The organism is Bradyrhizobium sp. 17 (assembly GCF_023073515.1).
Classification (GTDB): domain Bacteria; phylum Pseudomonadota; class Alphaproteobacteria; order Rhizobiales; family Xanthobacteraceae; genus Bradyrhizobium; species Bradyrhizobium canariense_D.
On record NZ_JADPJQ010000117.1, the window covers coordinates 215813 to 239317 of the forward strand.

Genomic DNA, 23505 nt, shown 5'->3' on the forward strand with positions numbered 1-23505 from the left:
GGGAAGGCTTGATGCACGGTCGGTCGAGCGGGCCTCCGGCATTGGCCGCATGGCTGCTGTCCGGCGAGGTGCTAGGCGCGGTACAATGAAGCTGCTAACCATTGCCGCTTCGTTTGACCGAGGGATCACGGGGCCGAAGCATGGACAACCGCAGCGACATCTGGCGTGGCATCGACACGATCAAGGCACGTTTCATCGACCTCAGCGACAAGGTCTGGGGCATGCCCGAAGTCTGCTACACCGAGGCGCGATCCGCCGCCGAGCATCTCGCCGAGTTGCGTCATCAGGGTTTCCGCATCACCGAGCAGGTCGCGGGCATTCCGACCGCGGTGATGGGCGAATGGGGCGAGGGCGGACCGGTCATTGCCTTCATGGGGGAATATGACGCGCTCCCGGGCCTGAGCCAGGAGGCCGGCGTCGCGGAGCATCGTCCGGTCGAGACTGGCGGCCACGGCCATGGCTGCGGTCACAATCTGCTGGGTTCCGCAGCTCTCCTCGCCGCGACGGCGGTGAAGGACTGGCTTGCCGAGAACAAGGTGCCGGGCCGCGTGCGCTATTACGGCTGCCCCGCGGAGGAGGGCGGCGCGGCAAAAGCCTTCATGGTGCGCTCCGGTGCATTCGAAGACGCCGACATCGCCATCACCTGGCATCCGCACAGCTTCTGGGAAGTCGCGGTGACGCCGTCACTCGCCAACACCCGCGCCGATTTCATCTTCACCGGCCGTACCTCGCATGCGGCGGCCTCGCCGCATCTCGGCCGCTCCGCGCTCGACGCCGTGGAGCTGATGAATGTCGGCGTGAACTATATGCGCGAGCACATGCCGAGCGACGCGCGCGTGCACTACGCGCTGCTCGACACCGGCGGCATCGCCCCGAACGTGGTGCAGGCGCATGCGCGCGTGCGCTATTCGATCCGCGCCCGTGATCTGCCCGGCATGAACGAGCTGGTCGGACGCGTGAGCAAGATCGCGGACGGCGCGGCGCTGATGACCGAGACCAAGGTCGAGATGAAGATCATCTCCGCGGTCTCCAACATCCTGCCGAACACGCCGCTGGAGCAGGCGCTGCATCGGGTCATGGAAGAGCTCGGACCGCCGCATTTCGACGACGTAGACAAGGGCTTTGCCACGGAGATCCGCGCAACGCTGAGCGACAAGGACATCGAGTCGGTCTATTACGCGATCGGCATGGAGCCGACCGACCGGCCGCTGGCTGACTTCCTGGTGCCACTGGATGCCAAGCGCAATCCGCTGGTCGGCTCGACCGACGTCGGCGACGTGAGCTGGGTGGTGCCGACCGTGCAGGTCCACGCACCCACGGTTGCAATCGGTACGCCCTTCCACACCTGGCAGGTGGTCGCGCAGGGCAAGAGCGCGCATGCGCACAAGGCCATGGTGCAGGCCGCCAAGGCGATGGCCGGCATCGGTATCAAGGCGCTGACGGACCCGGAGCTGATCAAGGCTGCCACGGCTGACCTCCAGAAGCGGACAGCCAAGACGCCTTACGTCTGTCCGCTGCCAGACCACGTCGCGCCGCCGCTCGACATGTCCGTGGCGTAGAATTTCGCCTCGATACTTCGTCTGATGCGGCGATCAAATTTTCTGCAGTGCAGCGCGGAATTCAGCGTGTTTTGATGCTGGATTGCCGATCGGATGGGCTGCGGAATATGGTTTTGCCCAACAGACAGTCAGAAGACCGTTTGCATACACACGGTCGCAGTTGACGCGCACCCCATTCGGTGTGCCATCTACCGCCAGCCAAGCCCGGTGGTCGCCTCGCGCGACCGCCTGCATCCATACGGGAACCAGACGGGGACAACCATGCTGGATAAACAACTGCGTTCGATGATCGGTGACGTGAAGGACGGGCGGATGGATCGCCGCGGCTTCATTCAGCGTCTTGCCGCCGTGGGTCTCACCGCGCCTTTGGCCAACCAGATTCTCGCCCTTGGCGGCGTCGCCATGGCCGAGGGCGCCTCGACCTACAAGCCGACCAAGCGCGGCGGCGGTGGCGCGCTCAAGCTGCTGTGGTGGCAGGGGCCGACCCTGCTCAATCCGCATTTCGCCACCGGCACCAAGGACCAGGACGGCGCGCGTCTGTTCTACGAGCCGCTCGCCTGTTGGGATCCCGACGGCAACATGAAGCTGGTCCTGGCCGCCGAAATTCCCTCGATCCAGAACGGTGGCCTCGCCGCCGACGGCAAGTCGGTGACCTGGAAACTCAAGCCCGGCGTCAAATGGCATGACGGCACGCCGTTCACGGCCGACGACGTCGTCTTCAACTGGGAATATGCCAAGGATCCGGCGACCTCCGCACTGACCATCGCGACGCTCCGCGACATCACCGTCGAGAAGGTGGACGACCTCACGGTCCGCATCCTGTTCAACAAGCCGACGCCGTTCTGGGCCGACGCTTTTGTCGGGGCTCCCAATACCATCATCCCGAAACATCTGTTCAAGGACTATATGGGGTCCAAGTCGCGGGAGGCGCCGACCAACCTCTCGCCGGTCGGTACCGGCCCCTACAAGTTCGTCGAGTTCAAGCCGGGCGATCTTGTCCGCGGCGTGATCAATCCCGATTATCACATGGCCAACCGCCCCTATTTCGATTCGATCGAGATGAAGGGCGGCGGCGACGCCGTCTCTGCCGCGCGCGCGGTGATCCAGACTGGCGAATATGATTTCGGCTGGAACATTCAGGTCGAGGACGACGTGCTGCTGCGCCTGGAGAAGGGCGGCAAGGGAAAAACCGTCTACGCCGTCGGCGGCGACACCGAATTCATCGCGCTGAACTTCACCGATCCCAACACCGAGGTCGATGGCGAACGCTCCTCGATAAAGACCAAGCACCCGCTGTTTTCTGATCCAGCGGTGCGCAAGGCGCTCTCGCTGCTGATCGATCGCGAATCGGTCAAGAAGGCCATCTACGGCCGCGCCGGCCGCACCACCGCCAACTTCCTCAACGGGCCCGAAAAATTCGTGTCCAAGAACACCTCGTGGGAGTTCAGCGTCGAGAAGGCCTCGAAGATCCTCGACGACGCCGGCTGGAAGCCGGGCGCCGACGGCATCCGCGAGAAGGACGGCAAGAAGCTGAAGCTCCTCTACCAGACCGCGATCAACGGGCCGCGCCAGAAGACGCAGGCCATCGTCAAGCAGGCCTGCCAGAAGGCGGGTATCGACGTCGAGCTGAAATCGGTCGTCGCCTCCGTGTTCTTCTCCTCCGACGTCGGCAATCCCGACACCTATTCCAAGTTCTACGCCGACATGGAGATGTTCCAGATCCCGCTGAGCCAGCCCGATCCGTCGCAGCACATGCGTCGTTACCTTTCGAACCTCGTCGCCACCAAGGAGAACAAGTGGCAGGGCACCAACTTCCCGCGCTGGGTCAACAAGGAGTACGACGCGACCATCCTGGCCGCCGACGGCGAAATGGATCCGGTCAAGCGCGCGGCGCTCTACATCAAGGCCAATGATCTCATGTACCACGACATCGTTTTCATCCCGGTGCAGCACCGTCTGAAGGTCGAGGCGGCCGCCAACAATCTGCGCCCGGTCGTTTCCGGCTGGGCCAACGAGACCGACAATTTGTTCGACTGGTACCGCGAAGAATGATCACGCACGCCTAGAGCGGTCCTTCTTCATGAGCCAGTATGTCCTGCGTCGCCTCCTGATCGCGATTCCGAGCCTGCTCGGAATTTCGCTCGTGCTGTTCGTCGTGCTCGCACTCGCCCCGGGCGATCCCTTCTCCGAGCTAGCGACCAATCCGAACGTGCCGCCCGAAGTCGCTCTCGCGCTTCGGGCGAAGTTCGGCCTCGACGATCCGATCTACCTTCGTTACCTGCACTGGCTCAACGCCATGCTGCACGGCGACTGGGGTTTCTCCTTCGTCAGCCGGATGAACGTGGACACGCTCATTCTCCAGCGACTGCCAACGACGCTGTACGTGATCGGCTCGGCGCAGATCCTTGCGCTCCTGATCGCGATCCCGGTCGGGGTCTACGCCGCGACGAAACCTTATTCGCTGTTCGACCAGGTCGCCAACACGCTCGCCTTTGTCGGCTTCTCGCTGCCGACCTTCTTCACCGGCATCCTGTTCATCCTGATCTTCTCGGTCACGCTGGACTGGCTGCCTTTCGTCTACACGACCGACATCAAGGGCACGGGGATTCACTGGGTGCTGGAGATGATCCGTCAGGCGATCATGCCGGTGGCGGTGCTCGGCCTGTTCCAGGCTGCGTCGATGACGCGTTTCGTGCGCTCGGCGATGCTCGACGTGATCCGGCTCGACTACGTCACCACCGCGCGCGCCAAGGGCATCGGCCAGAGGCGGGTGATCATCAAGCATGTGATGCGCAACGCGATGATCCCGGTCGTCACGTTGATTGCGTTGCAAATCCCGGCGGTGTTCGGCGGCGCCATCGTCACCGAGCAGATCTTCCGCATCCCCGGCATCGGCTCGCTGCTGATCTCCTCCATCCTTTCCAACGACACGCCGGTGGTGATGGCCGTCACCTTCGTCTTTGCGTGCCTGGTCGTGCTGTTCAATCTCATCGCGGACGTTCTTTATGGCTGGCTTGACCCTCGCATCTCCCTCCGCTGAGCGGCGCGTCTACTCGCCCTGGCGCGAGACGTGGCGGCGCTATAGCCGCCACAAGCTTGCCGTGGTCAGCGCGTTCCTGCTCCTCGTTCTGATCCTGGCGGTGGTGGTCGGCCCCTTTATCTGGCGGGTCAAGATCGACGACATCGACATCGTGGCGGGCATGCAGGGGCCGTCGCTGGCCCATCCCTTTGGCACCGACGATCTCGGGCAGGATATCCTCGCCCGCATGATCTATGGCGGGCGCATCTCGCTCGCGGTCGGTCTCGCCGCGATGCTGGTCTCGGTCTTTGTCGGTGTGCTGATCGGCGCGCTCGCCGGCATGTCGCGCGGCGCGCTCGGCCATGGGCTGATGTGGCTCACCGATCTCTTTTTGTCGCTGCCGCAATTGCCCCTGCTGCTGCTGCTGATCTATCTCTTCCGCGACGGGCTGAAGGCAGCGTTCGGCCCCGAGGGCGGCATTTTCATCCTGATCGTGCTCGTGATCGGTGGCTTGCGCTGGATGCCGGTCGCCCGCCTCGTTCGCGCCCAGTTCCTGTCGATCCGCGAGAAGGAATTCGTCGAAGCCGCGCGCGCTCTCGGAGCCAGCCCGGTACGGCAGGTGGTGCGCCATATCCTGCCCAATGCGCTCGGTCCGGTGATCATCGCCGGCACCATCGACGTGGCCGCAGCCATCATCGCGGAATCGACGCTGTCCTTCCTCGGCCTCGGCTTCCCGCCGGATACGCCGACCTGGGGCCGGCTGCTTTATGACGCGAAAGACTTTCTCGACATCGGCCCGCACTGGGCGCTGTTCCCGGGCGGCGCGATCTTCATCGCAGTGGTCGCCATCAATTTTATCGGCGACGGCCTGCGTGACGCGCTCGATGCGCGGCGGGTGATCTGATGGCGCCGCTGCTCGAGATCAAGGGACTGAAAACCCACTTCTCCACCGACGACGGCATCCTCCAGGCGGTCGACGGTGTCGACATCTCCATCAACCGCGGCGAGACGCTCTGCGTCGTCGGCGAATCCGGTTGCGGCAAGACCGTCACCGCGATGTCGATCCTGAAGCTGATCGCGATGCCGCCGGGCCGCATCGCGGCAGGCGAGATCATCTTCGAGGGCCGCGATCTCGTGCCGCTGACGAGCAGTCAGCTCGACGAGATCCGCGCCAAGGAGATCGGCTTCATCTTCCAGGAGCCGATGACCTCGCTCAATCCGGTGCTGACCATCGGCGAGCAGATCGCCGAAAGCCTGCGCCGCCATGAGAATGTCACCAGGAAACAGGCGCTCGATCGCACCATCGAGATGCTCAAGCTGGTGCAGATTCCCAACGCCGAAGGCCGCGTGCACAACTATCCGCATCAGTTCTCCGGCGGCATGCGCCAGCGTGTGATGATCGCGATGGCTCTCGCCTGCAAGCCGAAACTGATCATCGCCGACGAGCCCACCACGGCCCTCGACGTCACTATTCAGGCGCAGATCCTCGACCTGCTCCAGGACATGAAGGAACGCTTCGGCATGGCGGTGATGCTGATCACCCATGCCATGGGCGTCGTCGCCGAGACCGCGCAACGCGTCGTCGTGATGTATGCCGGCAAGGTGGTGGAGGAGGCGCCCGTCGACGACCTCTTTGGCAATCCCGGCCATCCCTATACCCAGGGACTGATCCGCTCGATCCCGCGCATCGATCTCGCCAGCGAGCACAAGGTGCGGCTGGAGGCGATCGGCGGCTCGGTGCCGATCCTGATCAATCCGCCGGTCGGCTGCCGCTTCGCTCCGCGCTGCCGCCACGCCATGAGCGTCTGCACCGAGAGGGAGCCGCTGCTGCGCGAGATCGCGCCCGGCCACCGTATGGCCTGTCATCTGGGAGATACGCAGTTGGGAGGCGCAGCATGACCGAGCCCCTGCTCCGCGTCAGCGGCCTGAAGAAATATTTTCCCGTGCATGGCGGCCTGTTGTCGCGCCAGGTCGGCAGCGTTTATGCCGTCGATGGGGTCTCGTTCTCGGTCAACCGCGGCGAGACGCTCGGCCTCGTCGGCGAATCCGGCTGCGGAAAGTCGACGACGGGACGCTGCGTGCTGCGCCTGATCGAACCGACCGACGGCGAGGTCGTGTTCGACGGTCAGGATGTCCGCCAGCTCGGCGGCAACGATTTGCGCGCGATGCGGCGGAACATGCAGCTTGTGTTCCAGGACCCGTTCGCCTCCCTCAATCCGCGCATGACGGTCGGCGCCATCCTCGGCGAAGCCCTCGTCATCCATAAGCTCGGCTCATCCGCCAAGGAGCGTGAGGATCGCGTCGCGAGCCTGCTGGTGAAGGTCGGGCTCAAGGCCGAGCACATGCGCCGCTATCCGCATGAATTCTCCGGCGGTCAGCGCCAGCGCATCGTGATCGCGCGTGCGCTCGCGGTCGAGCCGAAACTGATCGTCTGCGACGAACCGGTGTCTGCGCTCGACGTCTCGATCCAGGCGCAGGTCATCAACTTGCTGGAAGATCTCCAGGCGGAGCTGAACCTCACCTATCTCTTCGTTGCGCACGATTTGTCGGTGGTCGAGCACATCTCCGACCGGGTCGCGGTGATGTATCTTGGCCGTATCGTCGAGCTCGCCAAGGCCAGCGACCTCTACCGCAATCCGCAGCATCCCTACACGAGGGCGCTGTTATCGGCGGTGCCGGTGCCCGATCCCAAGCTCAAGCGCGAGCGCATCCGCCTCAAGGGCGACGTTCCGAGCCCGATGAAGCCGCCGTCGGGCTGCCACTTCCACACCCGCTGTCCTATCGCCCAGCCGCGTTGCGCGGAAAGCGCACCGGAGCTGAAGGAGGGAGCAGGCGGGCACTTTGTGGCGTGCCATCTCGCCTGACGCCGGGAAAAGCGGATCGCGCATTCATGCGTGAAGCAGGCCGTGCTCCGACAGGGCCCGCCTGAAAGCCTCAACCGAGGTGTGGTGATGCGCGAACAGGCCCGCCTCTCGCGCACCGGCGACATTGGCCATGAGATCGTCGACGAACAGGACGTTCTCCGGTTTGACGTCGAGCTCCGACAGACAGAGGCGGAAGCAGCGCGGGTCCGGCTTCGCCGTCTTGAACCGGGCCGAGGCGTAGATTCGCGAGCCGAACAGCGGTGGCAATTCCGGCAGCAGCGCTGCGATATGGTCGGCGACCAGCGTCGTGTTGTTGGTCAGGACGGCAATGTCGACGGTTTGACGCAAGCTGCCGACAATCTCCAGCATGGCACGATCGGCCTGCATTGAACGGCGTCGCGCCTCGATCCACTCGTCCAGTGACAGCGGATAGCCGATGCGGTCGCCGAAACCCCGCAAATAGTCCGCGGCATCGAGTGTGCAGGAATCGCCGAGCAGCTCGAAGCCGCTGTCCCAGATCGCCTTGTGGACGGATTCGCTCGTGGTCCCCGCAACCTTCGCCAGCCATGCGACACGCTTTGCCGTGTCGTAGTCGCAGAGGACATTGTCCATGTCGAAGAGGACGAGTTTGATTTGACCGGTCACCGCAGCACTCTCGGATTGGCCGAACATCCGGCCGTGATCCAAGCCATACCGCGCTGGAGCGCAGGCAACAAATCGGGCCAGCGGTCGATCCGTCACGCGCTCCTGGCGGGCCAGGGAACGACCTGTCCCGACATCACCAGCCGGTCACGGCCGTTGTCCTTGGCGGCGTAGAGCGCGCGGTCGGCGGCGCCGACCAGCGTGCTGCAGTCCGCCGTGGTTTGGGACGGCAGACTCGTCGCGCCGCCAACGCTTGCGGTCACCAGGCGCGAGGGGGGACTTTGCGCATGCGGCATGGCGAGATCGTGCAGAGCCTTGCGAATCCCTTCGCCGACCTCGGCGCAGCCCTCGGGACCGGTGTTCGGCAACAGCACGGCGAATTCTTCGCCACCGTAGCGCGCCGCGACGTCGGCCTGGCGCTTGGTGTGGGTTGATAGGATCCGGCCCAGCGCGCGCAGGCATCCGTCGCCCGCCAGATGCCCGTATTGGTCGTTGAACTTCTTGAAATGATCGACATCGATCAGCAGGAGCGAGAGCTGCGTGCCATCGCGCCGGGCCCGGGCCCATTCCTCGGCGAGGCGCTCGTCGAACGCGCGCCGGTTGACGAGTCCGGTGAGGCCGTCGGTCGTTGCAAGCGAGGCGAGCTTGTCCTGAAGATCCTTCTGCTCGGTGATGTCGCGCACCACCGCGACGACGCCGTCGATCTCACCGCTGTCCGACGCCAGGGTCACGTGCAACGCCGCCTCCGCCCAAATCTCGCCCTTGTCGCGATGACGGTGGCGATAGACGAACCGCGTCTCCTCGGCCTCGCCATTCTTAAGCGCGGCGATAGCCTGCTCGACCCGCTCCATGTCGTCGGCGTGAATGCCGGCCAGGGCCGAGGTGGATAGCAGCTCGTCGGAGGACCAGCCCGTGATGCGTACGCACGAGGGGGAAACGTAGAGCAGCCGGTTGTCCAGCCCGATCCGGGTCACCATGTCGCTGGATTGCTCGGCCAACAGGCGGAAGTTTGCTTCGTTGACGACGAGGGCCTGGGCCGTGCGCTGCCGCTGTACGAGCTGACGGACCAGGTAGAAGCCGATCACCGCGATCAGCAGCACAAGGCCGAGGACGAAGGTGGTGCGCGCAGCCGCGGCTTGCCGCCACGGCGCCAGCACGTCGTCCCGCGACTTGCTCGCCAGCACCATTAGGGGATAGCGGCTGCTGCGTTGGTAATAGCTCAGCCGCTGGACGCCATCGAGCGGCGACTTGAAATAGTAGACTGCTGCGGCGGGGCGACTTTCCCATCCCTTGAACAAGGGCGCATTGGACAGGTCGCGTCCGACAAAGGCGCCACTGTCGTCGCGGCTGCGCGCCAGCATGATGCCGCTATCGTTGAGCAGCGATGCCGAGCCGTTCGTACCGATGTCGAACCGCTCGTAGAACTTGACGAAATAGCCGACGTCGATCGTGAGCAGGGCAACGCCGGCGAAGCCGCCGTCGGCATCGTTGATCCGGCGGGACGCGGTGACGACCCATTGGCCCCCGGCTCGACTCTTCACGGGCGGTCCGATCAGCGTGCCCATCTCCGGCGAGTGCCGATGACGCTGGAAATATTCGCGGTCGCTGTTGTTGAGCTTGGAGAAGTCGAGCCGCTCGGTCGTGGCAAGCCACTGCCCGCTCGCGTCATAAACGAAGATGCCGCGGATCCGGTCCGATGATTTTCGTGTCGGCAGATAGGCCTGAAGCTTGGTGATCGTGTCCGGACCCGTCCCGTCGATTTCGAGCCGGTGGACCAGGCCTACGAGGATTGTATCAACGAGTTCGAAGGTGTCGTCCGCGTGCTGGATCAGCGAATGCGCCAGATTGGCGACGTCGATCTCGGCGTTCTTGAGATCGGCATTGCGTGTTTCCCATTCACGCCAGGCGCTCAAGCCGAGGATGGCGAAGCAGGTCAGGATGACGAAACCCGCTGCCCAGAGCGGAAGGCGCGTCTTTCCGAGTTCGCGGCCCGTGGTCATCAGGCTTGCTCCATTTCGGCGCAAACCTCTCACTTTGGCCTTAACGGGCTGTTGCAACTTCCGTGCGGATTGTGCGCTTCCGGTCGGAACAATCCTCGACAATTGACGGGCTATCGTCGAGCTAACCAGGCTGACCCCGCGCGCCGGGCCTTTCTGCCTCACTCATCCAGCGTGAAGCCGACCCGCAGCGTCACCTGGTAGTGGCGCACGGCACCGTTCTCGATATGGCCGCGCGTTTGCACCACCTCGAACCATTTCATCTCGCGAACGGTCTTTGCGGCCCGGCTGACCGCGTTCTTGATCGCATCCTCGATCGACGTCTCGGACGATCCGACCAGTTCCAGGATCTTGTAGACGTGATCCGTCTCGCTTGTGGCCATGACTATTCTCCCCTCGTGCTGTGGCGGGACCGGATATGTCTGTCGCGGACAACTGGCGCCCGCGCGACATCCGGCCTCGACTCTGAACGGATGCCGGCGCCCCGAGTTCCGTCCCGGCAGGAGCCTGCCGCTCGCCTTCCGAGCGCTGCCTAGGCGTCCCAATTTTTCTAAGTGCACGAAAATCTGGATCGCGTGTGCAAGCGGCGCTCCTGAATTGGCGCGCGGTCGCCGGCCCGCTCTTGCTGGTTCCGATATGAGTAAGCTAACCTTGGCCTTTCCTCTGGCGTCTTCGAAGTGCGGTGATGATCGAGCGTTGGACGAGGGGCGCTCTGGCTGCGATCGGTCTCTGCGTTGTGCCCGCGCCGGCCATCGCGCAGGACGATCTCGACGGTGCCCCGATGAGCATGTCGCTGCAGGTCACGACCGATCCCTCCACCATCGAGTGCCGTCGGCTGGAGAAGGTCAATCCGGCCTCGCTGGTCTTCTTGCCGCTACGCCGGACCTTCAACGAGGATTTTGACGAGCATCCGCTGGCAAACGGACGCTGGGTGCCGCATTACGCCGGCGGCGCGGCCTGGCCGGAGGCGCGTTACTGGGGCGGCGACGGCTCCGACTTCAAGCGCAAGACCAGCGCCAATGGCGAGCAACAGATCTATGTCGATCCGCGCTATGCGGGGCGCAACGCGGCGCCGCTCGGGCTCGATCCGTTCAAGGTCAAGGACGGCGTGCTGTCGATCGTCGCCAGCCGTACCCCGCCGGGGTTGAAGCCGGTGCTGTTCGACAACGAGTACATCTCCGGGATACTGACGACCCAGGGCACGTTCGCGCAGAAGCACGGCTATTTCGAGATCCGCGCCAAGGTGCCGGTCGGGCACGCAGTGTGGCCGGCGTTCTGGATGCTGGCGGATGACGGTGGCTGGCCGCCGGAGGTGGACGTGCTGGAAGGCCGCGGCGAAAAGCCGGGCGATCTCGTGATGACGACGCATTGGCGGATTCCCTCGACCCAGAAGATTCAGTCCTGCGGCTTCGACTTCGCGGTCGGCGACGCGTCGAGCGCATTCCACACTTACGGTGTGCTGTGGGAGGAGGATCGCCTGGTCTATTTCATCGACCGCAGACCGGTGTCCGACATCAAGGTGCCGATCGGTTTCGACGATCCCATGTACATGATCGTCAATCTCGCGATCGGATCCAAATTCTTTCTCGGCGTCGGTCCGGTCGACGCGGAGTCGCCGCCTACCGTCGCATTCGAGATCGACCGGATTTCCGTCTATCAGATCGATCTGGAGCAGGCGCGCAGATAGAAGCTCGCTGATCTCTCCCGGCGTTGGGCGGCGCGAGTCAACGATGGATTGCCGAGGGCCTGCACGCCGACGTTACGGATCCAGCTCCGTATCCCAGTAGAGATAATCCAGCCAACTGTCGTGCAGATAGTTCGGCGGGAACAGGCGGCCGTTACGGTGGAGCTGGTGCACGGTCGGCGCGAAGGCGTGCTGGCGTGGAAACATCTTGGCCTGCACCGGCGTCAGATTGCCCTTGCGCAAATTGCAGGGGGAGCACGCCGCGACCACGTTCTCCCAGGTGGTCTGGCCGCCTTTGCTGCGCGGGATGATGTGGTCGAAGGTGAGGTCTTCGGGCGAGCCGCAATATTGGCAGGCGAAACGATCGCGCAGGAAGACGTTAAATCGGGTGAAGGCAGGGTGGGTGGTCGGCTTGACGAAGGATTTGAGCGAGACGACGCTCGGCAGCTGCATTTGCAGCGTGGGGCTATGGACCGCCTGATCGTAATGCGCGACGATGTTGACGCGGTCGAGGAATACCGCCTTGATCGCGTCCTGCCACGACCACAAAGACAGTGGGTAGTAACTCAGCGGCCGGAAGTCCGCATTCAGCACCAACACCGGCCAATGGCCTTGCGAGACATGTGCGTTCAAGTAACGCTCCTGGCCTCCAATGTACGCTGCGAAGCAGCACGTAACTGACATACTACATGCAGCGTGACGGGATTGTGAAGCCCGTTGAGCGACTTATTCCGGCACAAGCAATGCGGCCGGGGGGTGGCAAAGCGCGCAAAACGCTGTGATTTCCAAGTCCGAGGCCGTTGAGGCAGCGTCATCCTGACAGCGCGACGTGGATGTGCCGAGGCAGCTACTCCCGCACGCGCTCCAGCTTCTGCAAACATCGCGTCGCGCGCACCACGGCCGGCATCTCCTCGTCCGGAAAGCTGGTCTTCCAGTCGGTGACGCCGACCTCGCCGACATAGATGTCGCCCCTGGAATCCAGTGCGATGCCGTGCGGCGCCAGGAACTTGCCGCTCGCAACGCCCGGGCCTTCCTCGCCACCGAGCCGCGCGATGCGGTTGCCCTTGGCGTCCACGATCGAGAGCCGCGGGCCGAGATTGGGCACCTTGCGGTTGACGGCCAGGCCAGGGCCGAGTTCCCCGATGACGAAGGTCGGGCTCTTAGCCCCACCGCAACAGCATAGCGCACAAGGGCGGTGCAGATTGTTCCACTGCGTCTCGTACTTGCCGTTGCCGTCGAACACCTGCACGCGGTGGTTCTCGCGGTCGGCGACATAGACAAAGCCGTCGGCGTCGGTGGCGATGTTGTGCACGATGTTGAACTGGCCGGGATCGGTGCCGGGTTCGCCCCAGCTTGTCATCAGCTTGCCGCCGGGCGTGAATTTGTGCACGCGCGCATTGCCATAGCCGTCGGAGACGTAGATTTCACCCTTCGGCGACAGCGCGGTGTGGGTGCAGCGGTGGAAGGGATCGCCGCTCATGAACGGCGACGGTTTCTCGGGGATGCCGATCGTCAGCAGCACCTTGCCGTCGGTGGTGCACTTGCGCACGGTGTGGTCGCCGTCATCGGTGCAATAGAGATTGTCGTCGGCATCGATGTGCAGGCCGTGGGCGCGCGAGAACAGGCCTTCGCCCCAACTTCGCAAGAAATTGCCCTCGCGGTCCAGCACGACCATCGGATGGGCCCCGCGGTTGAAGACGTAGACGCGGTCCTTGCTGTCGACCGCGACCGAGGCGACGTCGGTGAGCTGCCATCCGTCCGGCAGCTTTGCGAAGTTTTCAACGACGCGGTAGCGGTGCTCGCCGGTGCCGAGAATGGCTGGCATGAATTCTCCTCTTGTTCGTTATCGTGGTGCGACACTGCTTCTACGGTGTTGTTCAAGCGGTGCTCGCCGCTGCCGCTCCAGCCTGCCCCAAAATCCCTTCCTCGATCGCCTTGATCTGCAGCGCCAGATATTTCGAGTTGATCCGGCATTGCGCGAGGCTGCCGGCGATGAACCAGAGGCCGGGCTGCCTGGTGCGCGTATACATGTTACGCAGCTCGAGGCCGTCGCCAAAGCCCCAGATCGGGCCGACCCGGTCGGCGACGGCGTCGCCGAACAGTTTCTGCACCAGATATTCCTGTGTCTTGTAACCGGTCGAGAGCACGATCAGGTCGGCCGAAAGGGTTGTGCCGTCCTTCATGCGAACGCCCTCGGTGACGAAGCTCTCGATGTCGGAAAACTGCCTGAGCTTGATCGCGCCCTCGATGATGAGGTTGGAGCAGCCGACATTGAAATAATAGCCGCCGCCACGGGTGAGATATTTGAACTGCCAGCCGGTGCCGGCCTCGCCGAAATCGAGCTTGAAGCCGACGCGCCGCAACCCGTCGAGCAGTTCCTTGTCGAGCTCCTTCGACTGCTCCGTCAGCATCACATGGGTCTTTTTCGCGAGCGGTGTCGGCATCGAGGTCGCGATCAGATCGTTGTCCTCGAGCGTGCCCTCATTGTAGGTCGCATAAGCGAGTTGGGCCGACGGCTCGATATTGGTGACGAGCGTAGGTGAACGCTGCACCAGCGTCACTTCGGCACCACTGGAGTGAAGATCCTGCGCGATGTCGTGGCCGCTATTGCCGGTGCCGATGACGATGGCGCGTTTTCCTGTCCAGGTCTCGCCGTCCTCGTAGCGGCTCGAATGCAGCAGCGTGCCCTTGAAGTTATCCAGGGTCGGAATGACAGGCACATTGGCGATGCCGCTGACGCCGGTCGCCATCACCACATGGCGCGGGTGCATGATACGCTCACTGCCGTCGGTGTGCCGCAGTGTGACGGTCCAGTGGTCTTTCGCATCGTCGTAGGCGCCGCCCTCGAATTCGGTTCCGGTCCAGAAGTTCAGCTCCATCGCGCCGACGTAAGCTTCGAACCAGTTGGCGAGCTTGTCCTTGGGGATATAGGTCGGCCAGCTCGGCGGAAACGGCATGTAGGGCAAATGATTGACCTGCACCTGGTTATGCAGGGTCAGCGCGTGGTAGCGCTTGCGCCAATTGTCCCCGATCCGTGCCTCGCGATCGACGATCAGGGTGTCGATGTTCAACTGTTTCAGCCGCGCCGCGATCGCGAGCCCGGCCTGGCCGCCGCCGACCACCAGCACGGCGGGATCGCGATCGGCGTAGTCGCGCGAGCCGTTGCGCAAGTCCAGCCAGTTCGGTCCACGGAAGTCGCGCGAATAGGCCTGGCCGCGCGGCCGCGAGGTGCCGAGCTGCTCCTCGAAGCCCTTGAGCTCGTCGAGCGCGGTGAGGAGCGTCCACGCTTTCAGGCGGTCGCCGTCGGTGGCGTCGGGCACAAGCCTGACGATGCCGCTGCCGCGCCCCAGTGCGGTTTCGAAATTGAAGATCACCTCGATAGTGTTGGTCCCGGCACGCGTCACCCAGCGCGGTGGCGCTCGGTTCGGCGCAATCTTGAAGCTGCCCGGCGCAGCCTTTGCCGCGAGCGTTGTCAGCTCCCGCTTGATCGAGTCGCCGCCGCCGATCGTTTGCAGGTTCCAGCTTAGTGCCAGCACATCGCGCCAATAGCTGTCGGCGAGGAAAAGACGATCCAGCGCAGCGCTATCGGCTGCGCCCAGCGTTAGCTCGACCTCATCGAGCCAGGCTTGCGCGGATGCGACAATGTCCTTGGTCCTGTCCAGCATGCGCGACCTCGTGCCGTCTCCGCGGCGTTTCCTCTACGGTCGAAAGCTATACTGTTTCGCAGACGGCCAATAGCCGATTACCCGAGCAGTGAGAACATGTGGCCCTGCTTCAGCGGAATGCGCTCGTTGAGAGAGACCTGCGGCACCCTCGTGGTGTTCGAGGAGGGGCACGCGAAAAAGGCTCCACCTTGGTGGAGCCTCCCTCGCGCTCTTGGGATTCACTGCCGCTGGCGTGGCGGCGAGCGGAACATCCCTACCTCACCCGCGTGCCGGCGCCGTACAGCTCACGCTCACGGCCGACATCGTCGGGTGACAACGGCGGGCTTGCGGCATCGAAGCCGTTCCAGCCGGATTTTTGCCAGGCGGCGCTCCGTTCCTGCAGGTTCACGGCCTTCTCGTGCAGAAGGGCATCGAGACGTGTGCTGTCCTGGTCGGGTACCCGCGCCGATACCAGCGTTCCGCCGCGACGGACGCCCTCCGCGTAGCGCGACGCATCATCCTTGGAGACGCCGGCTTCGGTCAGCGCGCCAACGATGCCGCCCGTCGCGGCGCCGGCCGCGGCACCAACTGCGGTCGAAGCCAGCCATCCGGCGGCAACCACCGGTCCGAGTCCCGGAATGGCCAGCAGGCCGAGTCCGGCAAGCAGGCCGGCCGCGCTTCCGAGGCCTGCGCCGATGCCGGCACCCGTGCCGGCACCTTCGGCGCGATCGTCGACGCCGTCGCGATCACGGTCAACCTTGCCGGTGGAGGAGCCGTACCAGTTATCGGAATTGTTCGCGACGATGCTGATGTCGGAGTGCGGCACGCCCGCGGCCTCCAGACGCCTGACCGCACGTTCCGCATCCGAATAGGTGTCATAGAGTCGAGAAATAGTGGTCGTCATGTTTCATCCTCCTTACTTGGCGGGGTTCACGTTGCCCTGGAAATCGACGCTCACGTCCGCCTTGGTCCCGGCCTTGTCGGCCTTGCCGCGCCAGACGCCGTTGTCGTCCTTTTGCAGTCCGGAAACATTGGAATAACCCGCGCCCTCGATCTTCGACTTCGCCTGGCCCTCGGTGAAGCTGTTGCGGCCCGCGACCGGTGCGTTGGAGTTGTTGTGATCAGAGCTGTTGACGGCGTTGTTGCCCGGCCCGCTCTGCGCAGGCTGTGACTGTGCACTGACAGGCGCTGATCCGAGCAGCAGCAGAGCTGCGGCGAGCATGGTGAGACGAGACATTTTTTATTCTCCGGCTGTTGATTGTGCCGGTCGACAACAGGCGAGATTCGAATTGGTTGCTCTTCCATTTGCGACGGAAGCGCGCGTCTTCAATCTGCCGAATATTGGAGAGGCGCAGGAACGATTGCCACTCGTTCCCGTTTATGCGGTCCCGCACTCTCGGACGGCGTTGCCTGTCCTCACATCGTCCAATAGGGCTCCCGCAGCTTGCGCTTGAGAATCTTTCCCGTGGCCTCGCGCGGCAGCGCGTCACGGAATTCGACGTCCTTTGGCACCTTGAAATTGGCAAGCCGCCCGCGCAGGAACGATCGGACGGCGTCGGCCGAGAGCTCGGCATCCGATTCAGGCTCGACAAAGGCGCACAGCCGTTCGCCGAATTCCGCGTCGGGGATGCCGAACACGGCACAGTCGCGCACGCCGGGCATTCCGATCAGCACGTTCTCGATCTCGGCGGGATAGATGTTGACGCCGCCGGAGATCACCATGTCGCGCTTGCGATCGCACAGGAACAGATAGCCGTCCGCGTCGAGATAACCGACGTCGCCGACGCTGACCAGGCCGTCACGGCCGGCTTCGGCCCTTGCCTGCGACCTGCCGTGATAGTCGAAATCGGGCACTGACGTCTGGCGCATGTAGATTTCGCCGACTTCGTTTGCACCGCACGGGCTGCCGTCATCGCGGAAGATCCTGACGATGCCGCCTTCGATGGGGCGGCCGACCGTGCCAGGCTTCTTCAGTGCTTCCTCGGCCGAGTGCCACACCGGGATCCCGGTCTCGGTGGAGCCGAAATATTCGTTGATGACCGGTCCCCACCAGTCGATCATGGCGCGCTTGACGTCCGGCGGGCAGGGGGCGGCGCCGTGCACGACGAAACGCAGCGACGACAGGTCGTAGCGCTGCCTGACCGCTTCGGGCAACCGCAGCAGCCGGACGAACATGGTCGGTACCATGTGAATGTGCGTGACGCGGTGGCGCTCGATCAGCGCCAGCAGCTCCTCGGCATCGAACCGCGCCTGGAGGATGATGGTGCAAGCGCTGCGGAACGCCAGCATGCCGTAGGAATGCGGCGCCGAGTGATACATCGGGCCGTTGATCAGCACGATTTGGTCTTCCCGCGGCTTGATGCCATAGGCGATCCCGCCCACGCGTTCGGAGGCGGCCGCCTGTTCGGGCTGCATCGGCATGCGCCGCACGCCCTTCGGCATGCCCGTGGTGCCGGATGTATAAATCATCGCTGCGGCCCGCCGCGGCGGCTCCTGCGCTTGCGGATGGTCGTCGCGCCAGCGGTCCCAATCGGTCAGTCCCACCGGGATCTCGGTCAGTTCCCCAGGGATCGAAAAGGTCGCTGCGAGTTCGGGCGGCGTCGCGACGACCAGGAGAAGGACATCCGCCGGTACGCCGTCGCGGATCTGCGGCAGCAAATCCGCGTGGCAGACCAGGATCTTCGCCCCGCTGTCGGCCAGGATGTAACGGACCTCCTCGGCCTTCAAATGCCAGTTGATCGGCACCACCGGACTGCCCAGCGCGGCCGAGGCCGCAACCACCTCGAACAGAGCGAAATCGTTGCGCAGCATCATCGCGACCGGCGCGGCCTCGGCAAGCCCCAGGGCGCGGAAGCCGCTCATCGCCCGCCTGATCCGAGCCCGGATGTCGTCATAGCTGATCTGGCGTTCGCCGCTGATGATCATGGCGTCTCCTCATCCCGCTCGTCTAGCGATCATCCAGCACGTCGCCGAAGCCGACCCAGCTCTTGCCATTGAAGCGCCGGAGCTGAAGCTGCTGGAACGGCAGATAGTCGTCGGGGCCGGTCGTAACCGCCATTCCCGGCAGCAGCAGCGGCAGCTTCACATCCTTCAACGAGGCCGCCTGGCGCATGATGTTGTCGCGGCTGATATCATCCTTGCACCCCTTCAGCACCGTCATCAGCAGCGTGGCATAGTGATAGCCCGCGGCGTAGTTGGAGTTGGAGAGGTCCGCGGCCGGCATGTAGCGCTTCATGAAGGCGAAGTATTCCTTCACGCCGGGATCGTCGACCCATTGCGGGTCCATCGTGTCCTTCTGATTGCTCGACGAGATCAGGCCGACCGCGTTGTCGAGCCCTGCCGGTTCCAGGAAAGAGATCGACGACGCCGAGGTCGGCACGAAGAACAGCTCCGGCTTCCAGCCGATCTCGGCCACGCCCTTGACCATTTGCGAGGTGAACTTGCCGAGCACGACGCCGAACAGCACGTTGGCGCCCGAGGCCTTCAAGGTCGAGAGTTGCGAGCTGATCGTCGGCGCGCTGGTCTCGTAGCTCGCTTCCGCGATGATCATGCTTGCGGCCTTAGGCCCGAGCGCTCGCTTGAAGCCGGCGACATAGTCGCGGCCGAAATCGTCGTTCTGCGAGAGGATCGCGATCCTGGCGTTGGGCTTGGCCTGCAAAATGTATTTGGCATAGACCACGCCCTCGGATTCGTAGGCCGCCATGCCCGGCATGGTCCACGGGTTCTTCTGCGGATCGGCCCATTTGGTGGCGCCGGAGAGCACGAACAGCTGCGGCACTTTCTTGGCGTTGAGATAGCGCTGCACGGCGCTGTTGGTGGCGGTGCCGAGCGAGCCGAACATCATCAGCACCTCTTCTTGCTCCACCAGCTTGCGGGTCTGCTCGACGGTCTTCGGCGGCGAATAGGCGTCGTCCAGCGTGATGAACTTGACCTTGCGGCCGTTGATGCCGCCTTCGGCATTGACCTTCTCGAAGAACGCTTCCTGCGTCCGTCCGATCGCGCCGAAGCCGGAGGCCGGGCCGCTGTAGGGCAGGGTCTGCCCGATGCGGATCTCGTCGCTGCCTTCGGCATGGGCGCTGCCGCCGGCGAGCATCAGCAACGACATCCCGATCAGTGCGGCTGCCAGCTTCATGGTGTCCTCCCGTTTTATTGTCGGTCCGAGACGTCAGGCGCTGACGCGCATCAGGAAATCCTGTCGGGCCTGGTCGAATTCCCGTTTCATCCGGTCGACGAGCTCGGCGACCGGCGGCGCGTCGGCGATCTGGCCGATACCCTGGCCCGAGCCCCAGATGTCGCGCCACGCCTTGGACTTCATGTTGCCGCCGGAGCCGAAATTCATCTTCGTCTTGTCGGCCGCCGGCAGATTGTCCGGATCGAGCCCGGCCGCGGCGATCGAAGGCCCGAGATAGTTGCCGTGCACGCCGGTGAAGAGGTTGGTGTAGACGATGTCATGCGCGGTGTGCTGCGTCAGCGCCGACTTGTAGGCTTCGTCAGCGTTGGCTTCCTTCGTCGCGATGAAGCGCGTGCCCATATAGGCGAGGTCGGCGCCCAGCGTCAGCGCGGAGGCGATCGCGAAGCCGTCGCTGATTGCGCCCGACAGCAGGATCGCACCGTCGAACCATTGTTTGACCTCGCGTACCAGTGCGAAAGGCGAGAGCGTTCCTGCATGTCCTCCAGCGCCGGCGCAGACCAGGATCAGACCGTCGACGCCCTGCTCGGCGGCCTTGCGCGCGTGCTTGACGTTGATGACGTCGTGGAACACGAGGCCGCCGTACGAGTGTGCGGCCTCGACGAGCTCGGCGGGCGGTCGCAGCGAGGTGATGATGATGGGCGCCCTGTGCTTCACACAGGTCTCCATGTCCTTCATCAGCCGGTCGTTGGAGGCGTGGCAGATCTGGTTGACGGCGTAGGGTGCGACCTTCTTGCCGGGATTGCGCGACTTGTATTCGCCGAGTTCGTCCTCGATGCGGCTCAGCCATTCGTCGAGCTTTTCCACCGGACGGGCATTGAGTGCCGGAAACGAGCCGACCACGCCGGCCTTGCACTGGGCGATCACCAGCTCAGGGCCGGAGACGAGGAAGAGCGGCGAGCCGACCACGGGCAGCTCGAGCGAATCCTTCAAGAGAGCGGGCAGCGCCATGATGTCCTCCCGGAAACGCAGCCCGCCGGCAGGCGGATGACGAGGCGTTTCCTTCTTTGATTGTCGCGGGCGAGTTGCCGCCCATGTTTCATTTGACGTCATTATAGGGGTTGGAGTGGGGCCTCTTATCGTTCAATATTGAACGGACGACTTTTCAGATTTGAACAGAGGCCGCTCATGGACTGGGACCTTTGCAAGACCTTCCTCGCGGTCGCCGATACCGGCAGCTTCACCGGCGCGGCGCGCCGGCTGCACAGCAGCCATCCCACCGTCAGCCGCAAGATTGCGGCGCTGGAAGCCCAGCTCGGCACCAGGCTGGTGGCGCGTGCCGCCGACGGCCTTGCGCTGACGGCGGATGGACGGACGCTGCGCGAGCACGCCGAGGTAATGGCGGCGGCCGCGCTGCGGGCGGAGACGGCAGTCTCGGCCGGAGGGCATAAGGCGCGCGGGACCGTCAAGCTATCGATCGGCGCAACGCTGGCCTCGCATTGGCTGATGCCGCGCCTGCCTGCGTTCCTGCGCGCGCACGATCACGTCCAGCTCGAGATCATCACCCATCCGTTTCCGGCGAGCGTGCGCCGGCGCGAGGCGGACGTGGTGTTGCGGCCCTTCGACAGCGGCGAGGAAAATCTGGTCGGCCGCAAGATCGGCCGTCTCGGCACGGGATTCTACGCCTCGCGCGGCTACGCCGGCGGGCGGTCCTTGCCGGAACGGCGCGGCGAGTGGAAGGGGCACAGCGTCATCGGTTTCGCCGATCAGACCTCCAATCTCCAGCTTGCGCGCTGGAGCGACGTCGTCACGCGTCAGGCCTGGGTGGTGATGCGCTGCTCGTCCCAGGGCGACATGCTGGCGGCGGTCCGCGCCGGACTCGGAATCTCCGCCCTGTCGTGCTTTGTCGCCGAAAGCTATCCCGATCTTGTGCGTGTCGCGCCGCAGAAGCTCGCCAGCGTGGCGGACCTGTGGCTGCTCGCCCATCCCGACCTCGTCGAACTGCCGGCGGTGCGGGCCGTCATCGACTTCGTCGCCGATTGCGCCCGGACCGATCGCGTCGGGCTGCGGGGCTAGAGCGTGTTCGAGCGAAGTGGACACCGGTTCGCGTCAAGAAAACGCGTCAAAACAAAACACTAGAGCCCCGTTCCGATTCCATCGGAACGGAACTAGCTCTAGGTTGATCCCGCGATGACGCCTTCGCGTTTTTTCACCGCGCGATAATAGCTCCACCACAGATGTGCCGCCGCTCCGCGCAGGGGGCGCCAGGGTTCGGCGAGCGGCGCCATCTGCTTCTCCGTTGGCCGCGCCTGCAAGCCGAGCCCGATGCGGATGCCTTCCTGCACGGCGAGGTCGCCGGCCGGCCAGGCGTCGCCATGGCCGAGGCAGAACAGCAGATAGACGTCCGCGGTCCAGGGTCCGATGCCGGGCAGTGCGATCAACGTGTGATGCGCGGCATCAGCGTCTTCTTCCGCGAGCACGTCGAGGTTCAGCCGTTCTGCGGTGATCTCGCGCGCGAGATGTTTCAGCGTCTTGATCTTGGCGGCGGACAGGCCGAGCCGCCCCAGCCGGTCGGTGCGGGCGCGGCGGACAGCCTCGTGGTCGAACGGATCGAACGCGGCGGACAACCGTCCCCAGATCGCCGCGGCGCTCGCAGTCGAGAGCTGTTGCCCGCAGACGATGTGGGCAAGCCCCGCAAAACCCGGCTCGCGCCGCCGCAACGCCGGCATGCCGGCAGTCGCCAGCACTGGCTTCAGGCGCGGATCGCGCTTGACCAGCGCGTGGACGGCCTCTTCGAGATCGGATTGGGTTTCGAGGTGGATGGTCATGGCAATCGTCAACTCTCTCCGGCGTCATGGCCGGGCTTCCACCCGGCCATCCACGTCTTTCCAACGTGCATCATTGTTAGCACGGCTGGTGATCATCGCATTCTCGGGGACCTTGACACGCGGTGCGCCGCTCCGAAGAACGTGGATGGCCGGGACACAGGCGAGCGGAAGCGACGCCATCCGTCTAGACGGCTATGCCCGGCCATGATGAGTTCCGAAGCATGTCGCCACCCGTTTTCCGATTTGCCCCCAGCCCGAATGGCTACCTGCATCTCGGCCACGCTTATTCCGCGCTGCTCAATTCCGACCGCGCGCGCGAGACCGGTGGGCGGCTGTTGCTGCGGATCGAGGACATCGACGCGACGCGTTGCCGGCCGGAATATGAGACAGCGATCTACGAAGACCTCGCCTGGCTCGGCATCGCCTGGGAGACGCCGGTGCGGCGGCAGTCGGAGCATCTCGATGCGTATCGGACGGCGCTGGACAGGCTCTTGGCGCTCGGCCTGGTCTATCCAGCCTTCGAAAGCCGCGCCGAGATCGCAAGGCTGGTTAAGGCGCGTGAAGCGGATGGGCCGTGGCCGCGCGATCCCGACGGCGTGCCGCTCTATCCCGGCGCCGCCAGATCGCTGTCCGCGGACGAGCGCGACCGCCTCATCGACACCGGTGCGCCTTACGCGCTTCGGCTCGACATGGCAGCCGCCTGCCGCCGCGCTGTGGGCCTGAGCTGGAACGAACTGGGCGAGGGGCCGGATGGTGAGCGTGGCGTCGTCCCGGCGCGGCCAGAAGCCTGGGGCGACGTCATTGTGGCCCGCAAGAAGACGCCGACGAGCTACCATCTGTCCGTTGTTGTCGACGATGCGCTCCAGGACATCAGCGAGATCGTGCGGGGCCAGGACCTGTTCCACGCCACTTCGGTCCACCGTCTGCTTCAGGTTCTGCTCCACCTGCCCGAACCCGTCTACCGCCACCACGGGCTACTTCGCGACGAGCGCGGCCGGAAGCTGTCGAAATCAACCAGCTCGACCGGCCTTCGTGAACTGCGCGCCGGCGGCGCCACGCCGGCCGGTATCCGCCGGTTGGTGGGATTAGGTTAAGTTTCTCTGGGGGTTAGCCAAACGGCGCCGTGACTCCGGGTGTTC

At 64.4% G+C, this 23505-nt stretch carries 21 protein-coding genes; 9 read left to right on the plus strand and 12 right to left on the minus strand.

Going from position 1 to position 23505, the window contains the following annotated elements:
• The first annotated feature begins 140 nt into the window (after positions 1 to 140).
• From IVB13_RS26085 to IVB13_RS26110, 6 genes are all read left to right on the plus strand, one after another.
• Positions 141 to 1559, plus strand: a complete 1419-nt coding sequence (locus IVB13_RS26085) for a M20 family metallopeptidase (RefSeq protein ID WP_018453219.1) — start codon at positions 141 to 143, stop codon at positions 1557 to 1559.
• Between the two features lie 261 nt (positions 1560 to 1820).
• Entirely contained in the window at positions 1821 to 3611 is a 1791-nt protein-coding gene (locus IVB13_RS26090; RefSeq protein ID WP_026232487.1) for a peptide ABC transporter substrate-binding protein, read from the plus strand.
• Between the two features lie 28 nt (positions 3612 to 3639).
• On the plus strand, positions 3640 to 4599 hold the full coding sequence (locus tag IVB13_RS26095; protein ID WP_007597394.1) for an ABC transporter permease: 960 nt from the start codon (positions 3640 to 3642) through the stop codon (positions 4597 to 4599).
• Positions 4565 to 5482 (plus strand): ABC transporter permease subunit, encoded by a 918-nt coding sequence (locus tag IVB13_RS26100; RefSeq protein WP_007597392.1) that lies wholly within the window; start codon positions 4565 to 4567, stop codon positions 5480 to 5482. Before IVB13_RS26095 ends, IVB13_RS26100 begins: the two co-directional genes overlap by 35 nt.
• Positions 5482 to 6477 carry an ABC transporter ATP-binding protein gene (locus tag IVB13_RS26105; protein WP_085350758.1) on the plus strand — a complete coding sequence of 332 codons (996 nt, stop codon included), beginning with the start codon at positions 5482 to 5484 and terminating at the stop codon, positions 6475 to 6477. The genes IVB13_RS26100 and IVB13_RS26105 overlap by 1 nt, the downstream gene beginning before the upstream one ends.
• On the plus strand, positions 6474 to 7442 hold the full coding sequence (locus tag IVB13_RS26110; protein ID WP_007597389.1) for a dipeptide ABC transporter ATP-binding protein: 969 nt from the start codon (positions 6474 to 6476) through the stop codon (positions 7440 to 7442). Before IVB13_RS26105 ends, IVB13_RS26110 begins: the two co-directional genes overlap by 4 nt.
• 24 nt (positions 7443 to 7466) lie before the next feature.
• Here the strand turns inward: IVB13_RS26110 and IVB13_RS26115 are convergent, their stop codons facing one another.
• The 3 genes from IVB13_RS26115 to IVB13_RS26125 form a co-directional block, all read right to left on the minus strand.
• Positions 7467 to 8114: an HAD family phosphatase gene (locus IVB13_RS26115; protein ID WP_026232488.1), complete on the minus strand. Its 648-nt coding sequence runs from the start codon at positions 8112 to 8114 to the stop codon at positions 7467 to 7469.
• A 65-nt stretch (positions 8115 to 8179) separates the two neighbouring features.
• A complete protein-coding gene (locus tag IVB13_RS26120; RefSeq protein ID WP_018453223.1) occupies positions 8180 to 10084 on the minus strand; it encodes a diguanylate cyclase in 1905 nt (634 codons plus the stop codon).
• 158 nt (positions 10085 to 10242) lie between these two features.
• Positions 10243 to 10464: a dodecin gene (locus tag IVB13_RS26125; RefSeq protein ID WP_018453224.1), complete on the minus strand. Its 222-nt coding sequence runs from the start codon at positions 10462 to 10464 to the stop codon at positions 10243 to 10245.
• A 302-nt stretch (positions 10465 to 10766) separates the two neighbouring features.
• Between IVB13_RS26125 and IVB13_RS26130 the strand changes: the two genes are divergently transcribed.
• The gene (locus IVB13_RS26130; RefSeq protein ID WP_018453225.1) at positions 10767 to 11768 is read left to right on the plus strand and encodes a glycoside hydrolase family 16 protein; all 1002 of its coding nucleotides are present in this window, start codon (positions 10767 to 10769) and stop codon (positions 11766 to 11768) included.
• A 72-nt stretch (positions 11769 to 11840) separates the two neighbouring features.
• On the opposite strand, the gene IVB13_RS26135 is transcribed toward IVB13_RS26130, so the two are convergent.
• From IVB13_RS26135 to IVB13_RS26170, 8 genes are all read right to left on the minus strand, one after another.
• Positions 11841 to 12398 carry an HNH endonuclease gene (locus tag IVB13_RS26135; RefSeq protein ID WP_007597381.1) on the minus strand — a complete coding sequence of 186 codons (558 nt, stop codon included), beginning with the start codon at positions 12396 to 12398 and terminating at the stop codon, positions 11841 to 11843.
• Positions 12399 to 12612: 214 nt separating this feature from the next.
• Entirely contained in the window at positions 12613 to 13590 is a 978-nt protein-coding gene (locus IVB13_RS26140; RefSeq protein ID WP_018453226.1) for a peptidyl-alpha-hydroxyglycine alpha-amidating lyase family protein, read from the minus strand.
• 52 nt (positions 13591 to 13642) lie between these two features.
• The gene (locus tag IVB13_RS26145) at positions 13643 to 15430 is read right to left on the minus strand and encodes an NAD(P)/FAD-dependent oxidoreductase (protein WP_247490888.1); all 1788 of its coding nucleotides are present in this window, start codon (positions 15428 to 15430) and stop codon (positions 13643 to 13645) included.
• 253 nt (positions 15431 to 15683) lie between these two features.
• Positions 15684 to 16313 carry a general stress protein gene (locus IVB13_RS26150; RefSeq protein WP_018453227.1) on the minus strand — a complete coding sequence of 210 codons (630 nt, stop codon included), beginning with the start codon at positions 16311 to 16313 and terminating at the stop codon, positions 15684 to 15686.
• Positions 16314 to 16325: 12 nt separating this feature from the next.
• Complete coding sequence (locus IVB13_RS26155) at positions 16326 to 16646, minus strand: hypothetical protein (RefSeq protein ID WP_026232489.1); 321 nt, start codon at positions 16644 to 16646, stop codon at positions 16326 to 16328.
• 179 nt (positions 16647 to 16825) lie between these two features.
• Positions 16826 to 18334, minus strand: coding sequence for an acyl-CoA synthetase (locus IVB13_RS26160; protein ID WP_018453229.1), 1509 nt, complete (start codon positions 18332 to 18334; stop codon positions 16826 to 16828).
• A 22-nt stretch (positions 18335 to 18356) separates the two neighbouring features.
• On the minus strand, positions 18357 to 19541 hold the full coding sequence (locus tag IVB13_RS26165) for an ABC transporter substrate-binding protein (protein ID WP_018453230.1): 1185 nt from the start codon (positions 19539 to 19541) through the stop codon (positions 18357 to 18359).
• Positions 19542 to 19574: 33 nt separating this feature from the next.
• On the minus strand, positions 19575 to 20549 hold the full coding sequence (locus IVB13_RS26170; protein WP_018453231.1) for a nitronate monooxygenase family protein: 975 nt from the start codon (positions 20547 to 20549) through the stop codon (positions 19575 to 19577).
• A gap of 177 nt (positions 20550 to 20726) precedes the next feature.
• Here IVB13_RS26170 and IVB13_RS26175 point away from each other — a divergent pair, with 177 nt between their 5' ends.
• Positions 20727 to 21614 (plus strand): LysR family transcriptional regulator, encoded by an 888-nt coding sequence (locus tag IVB13_RS26175; RefSeq protein WP_018453232.1) that lies wholly within the window; start codon positions 20727 to 20729, stop codon positions 21612 to 21614.
• A gap of 98 nt (positions 21615 to 21712) precedes the next feature.
• Here IVB13_RS26175 and IVB13_RS26180 read toward each other — a convergent pair whose 3' ends face one another.
• Positions 21713 to 22366 (minus strand): DNA-3-methyladenine glycosylase, encoded by a 654-nt coding sequence (locus IVB13_RS26180; protein WP_085361089.1) that lies wholly within the window; start codon positions 22364 to 22366, stop codon positions 21713 to 21715.
• 221 nt (positions 22367 to 22587) lie between these two features.
• Here IVB13_RS26180 and gluQRS point away from each other — a divergent pair, with 221 nt between their 5' ends.
• Positions 22588 to 23460 (plus strand): tRNA glutamyl-Q(34) synthetase GluQRS, encoded by an 873-nt coding sequence (gene gluQRS / locus IVB13_RS26185; RefSeq protein ID WP_026232490.1) that lies wholly within the window; start codon positions 22588 to 22590, stop codon positions 23458 to 23460.
• Positions 23461 to 23505 lie beyond the last annotated feature (45 nt).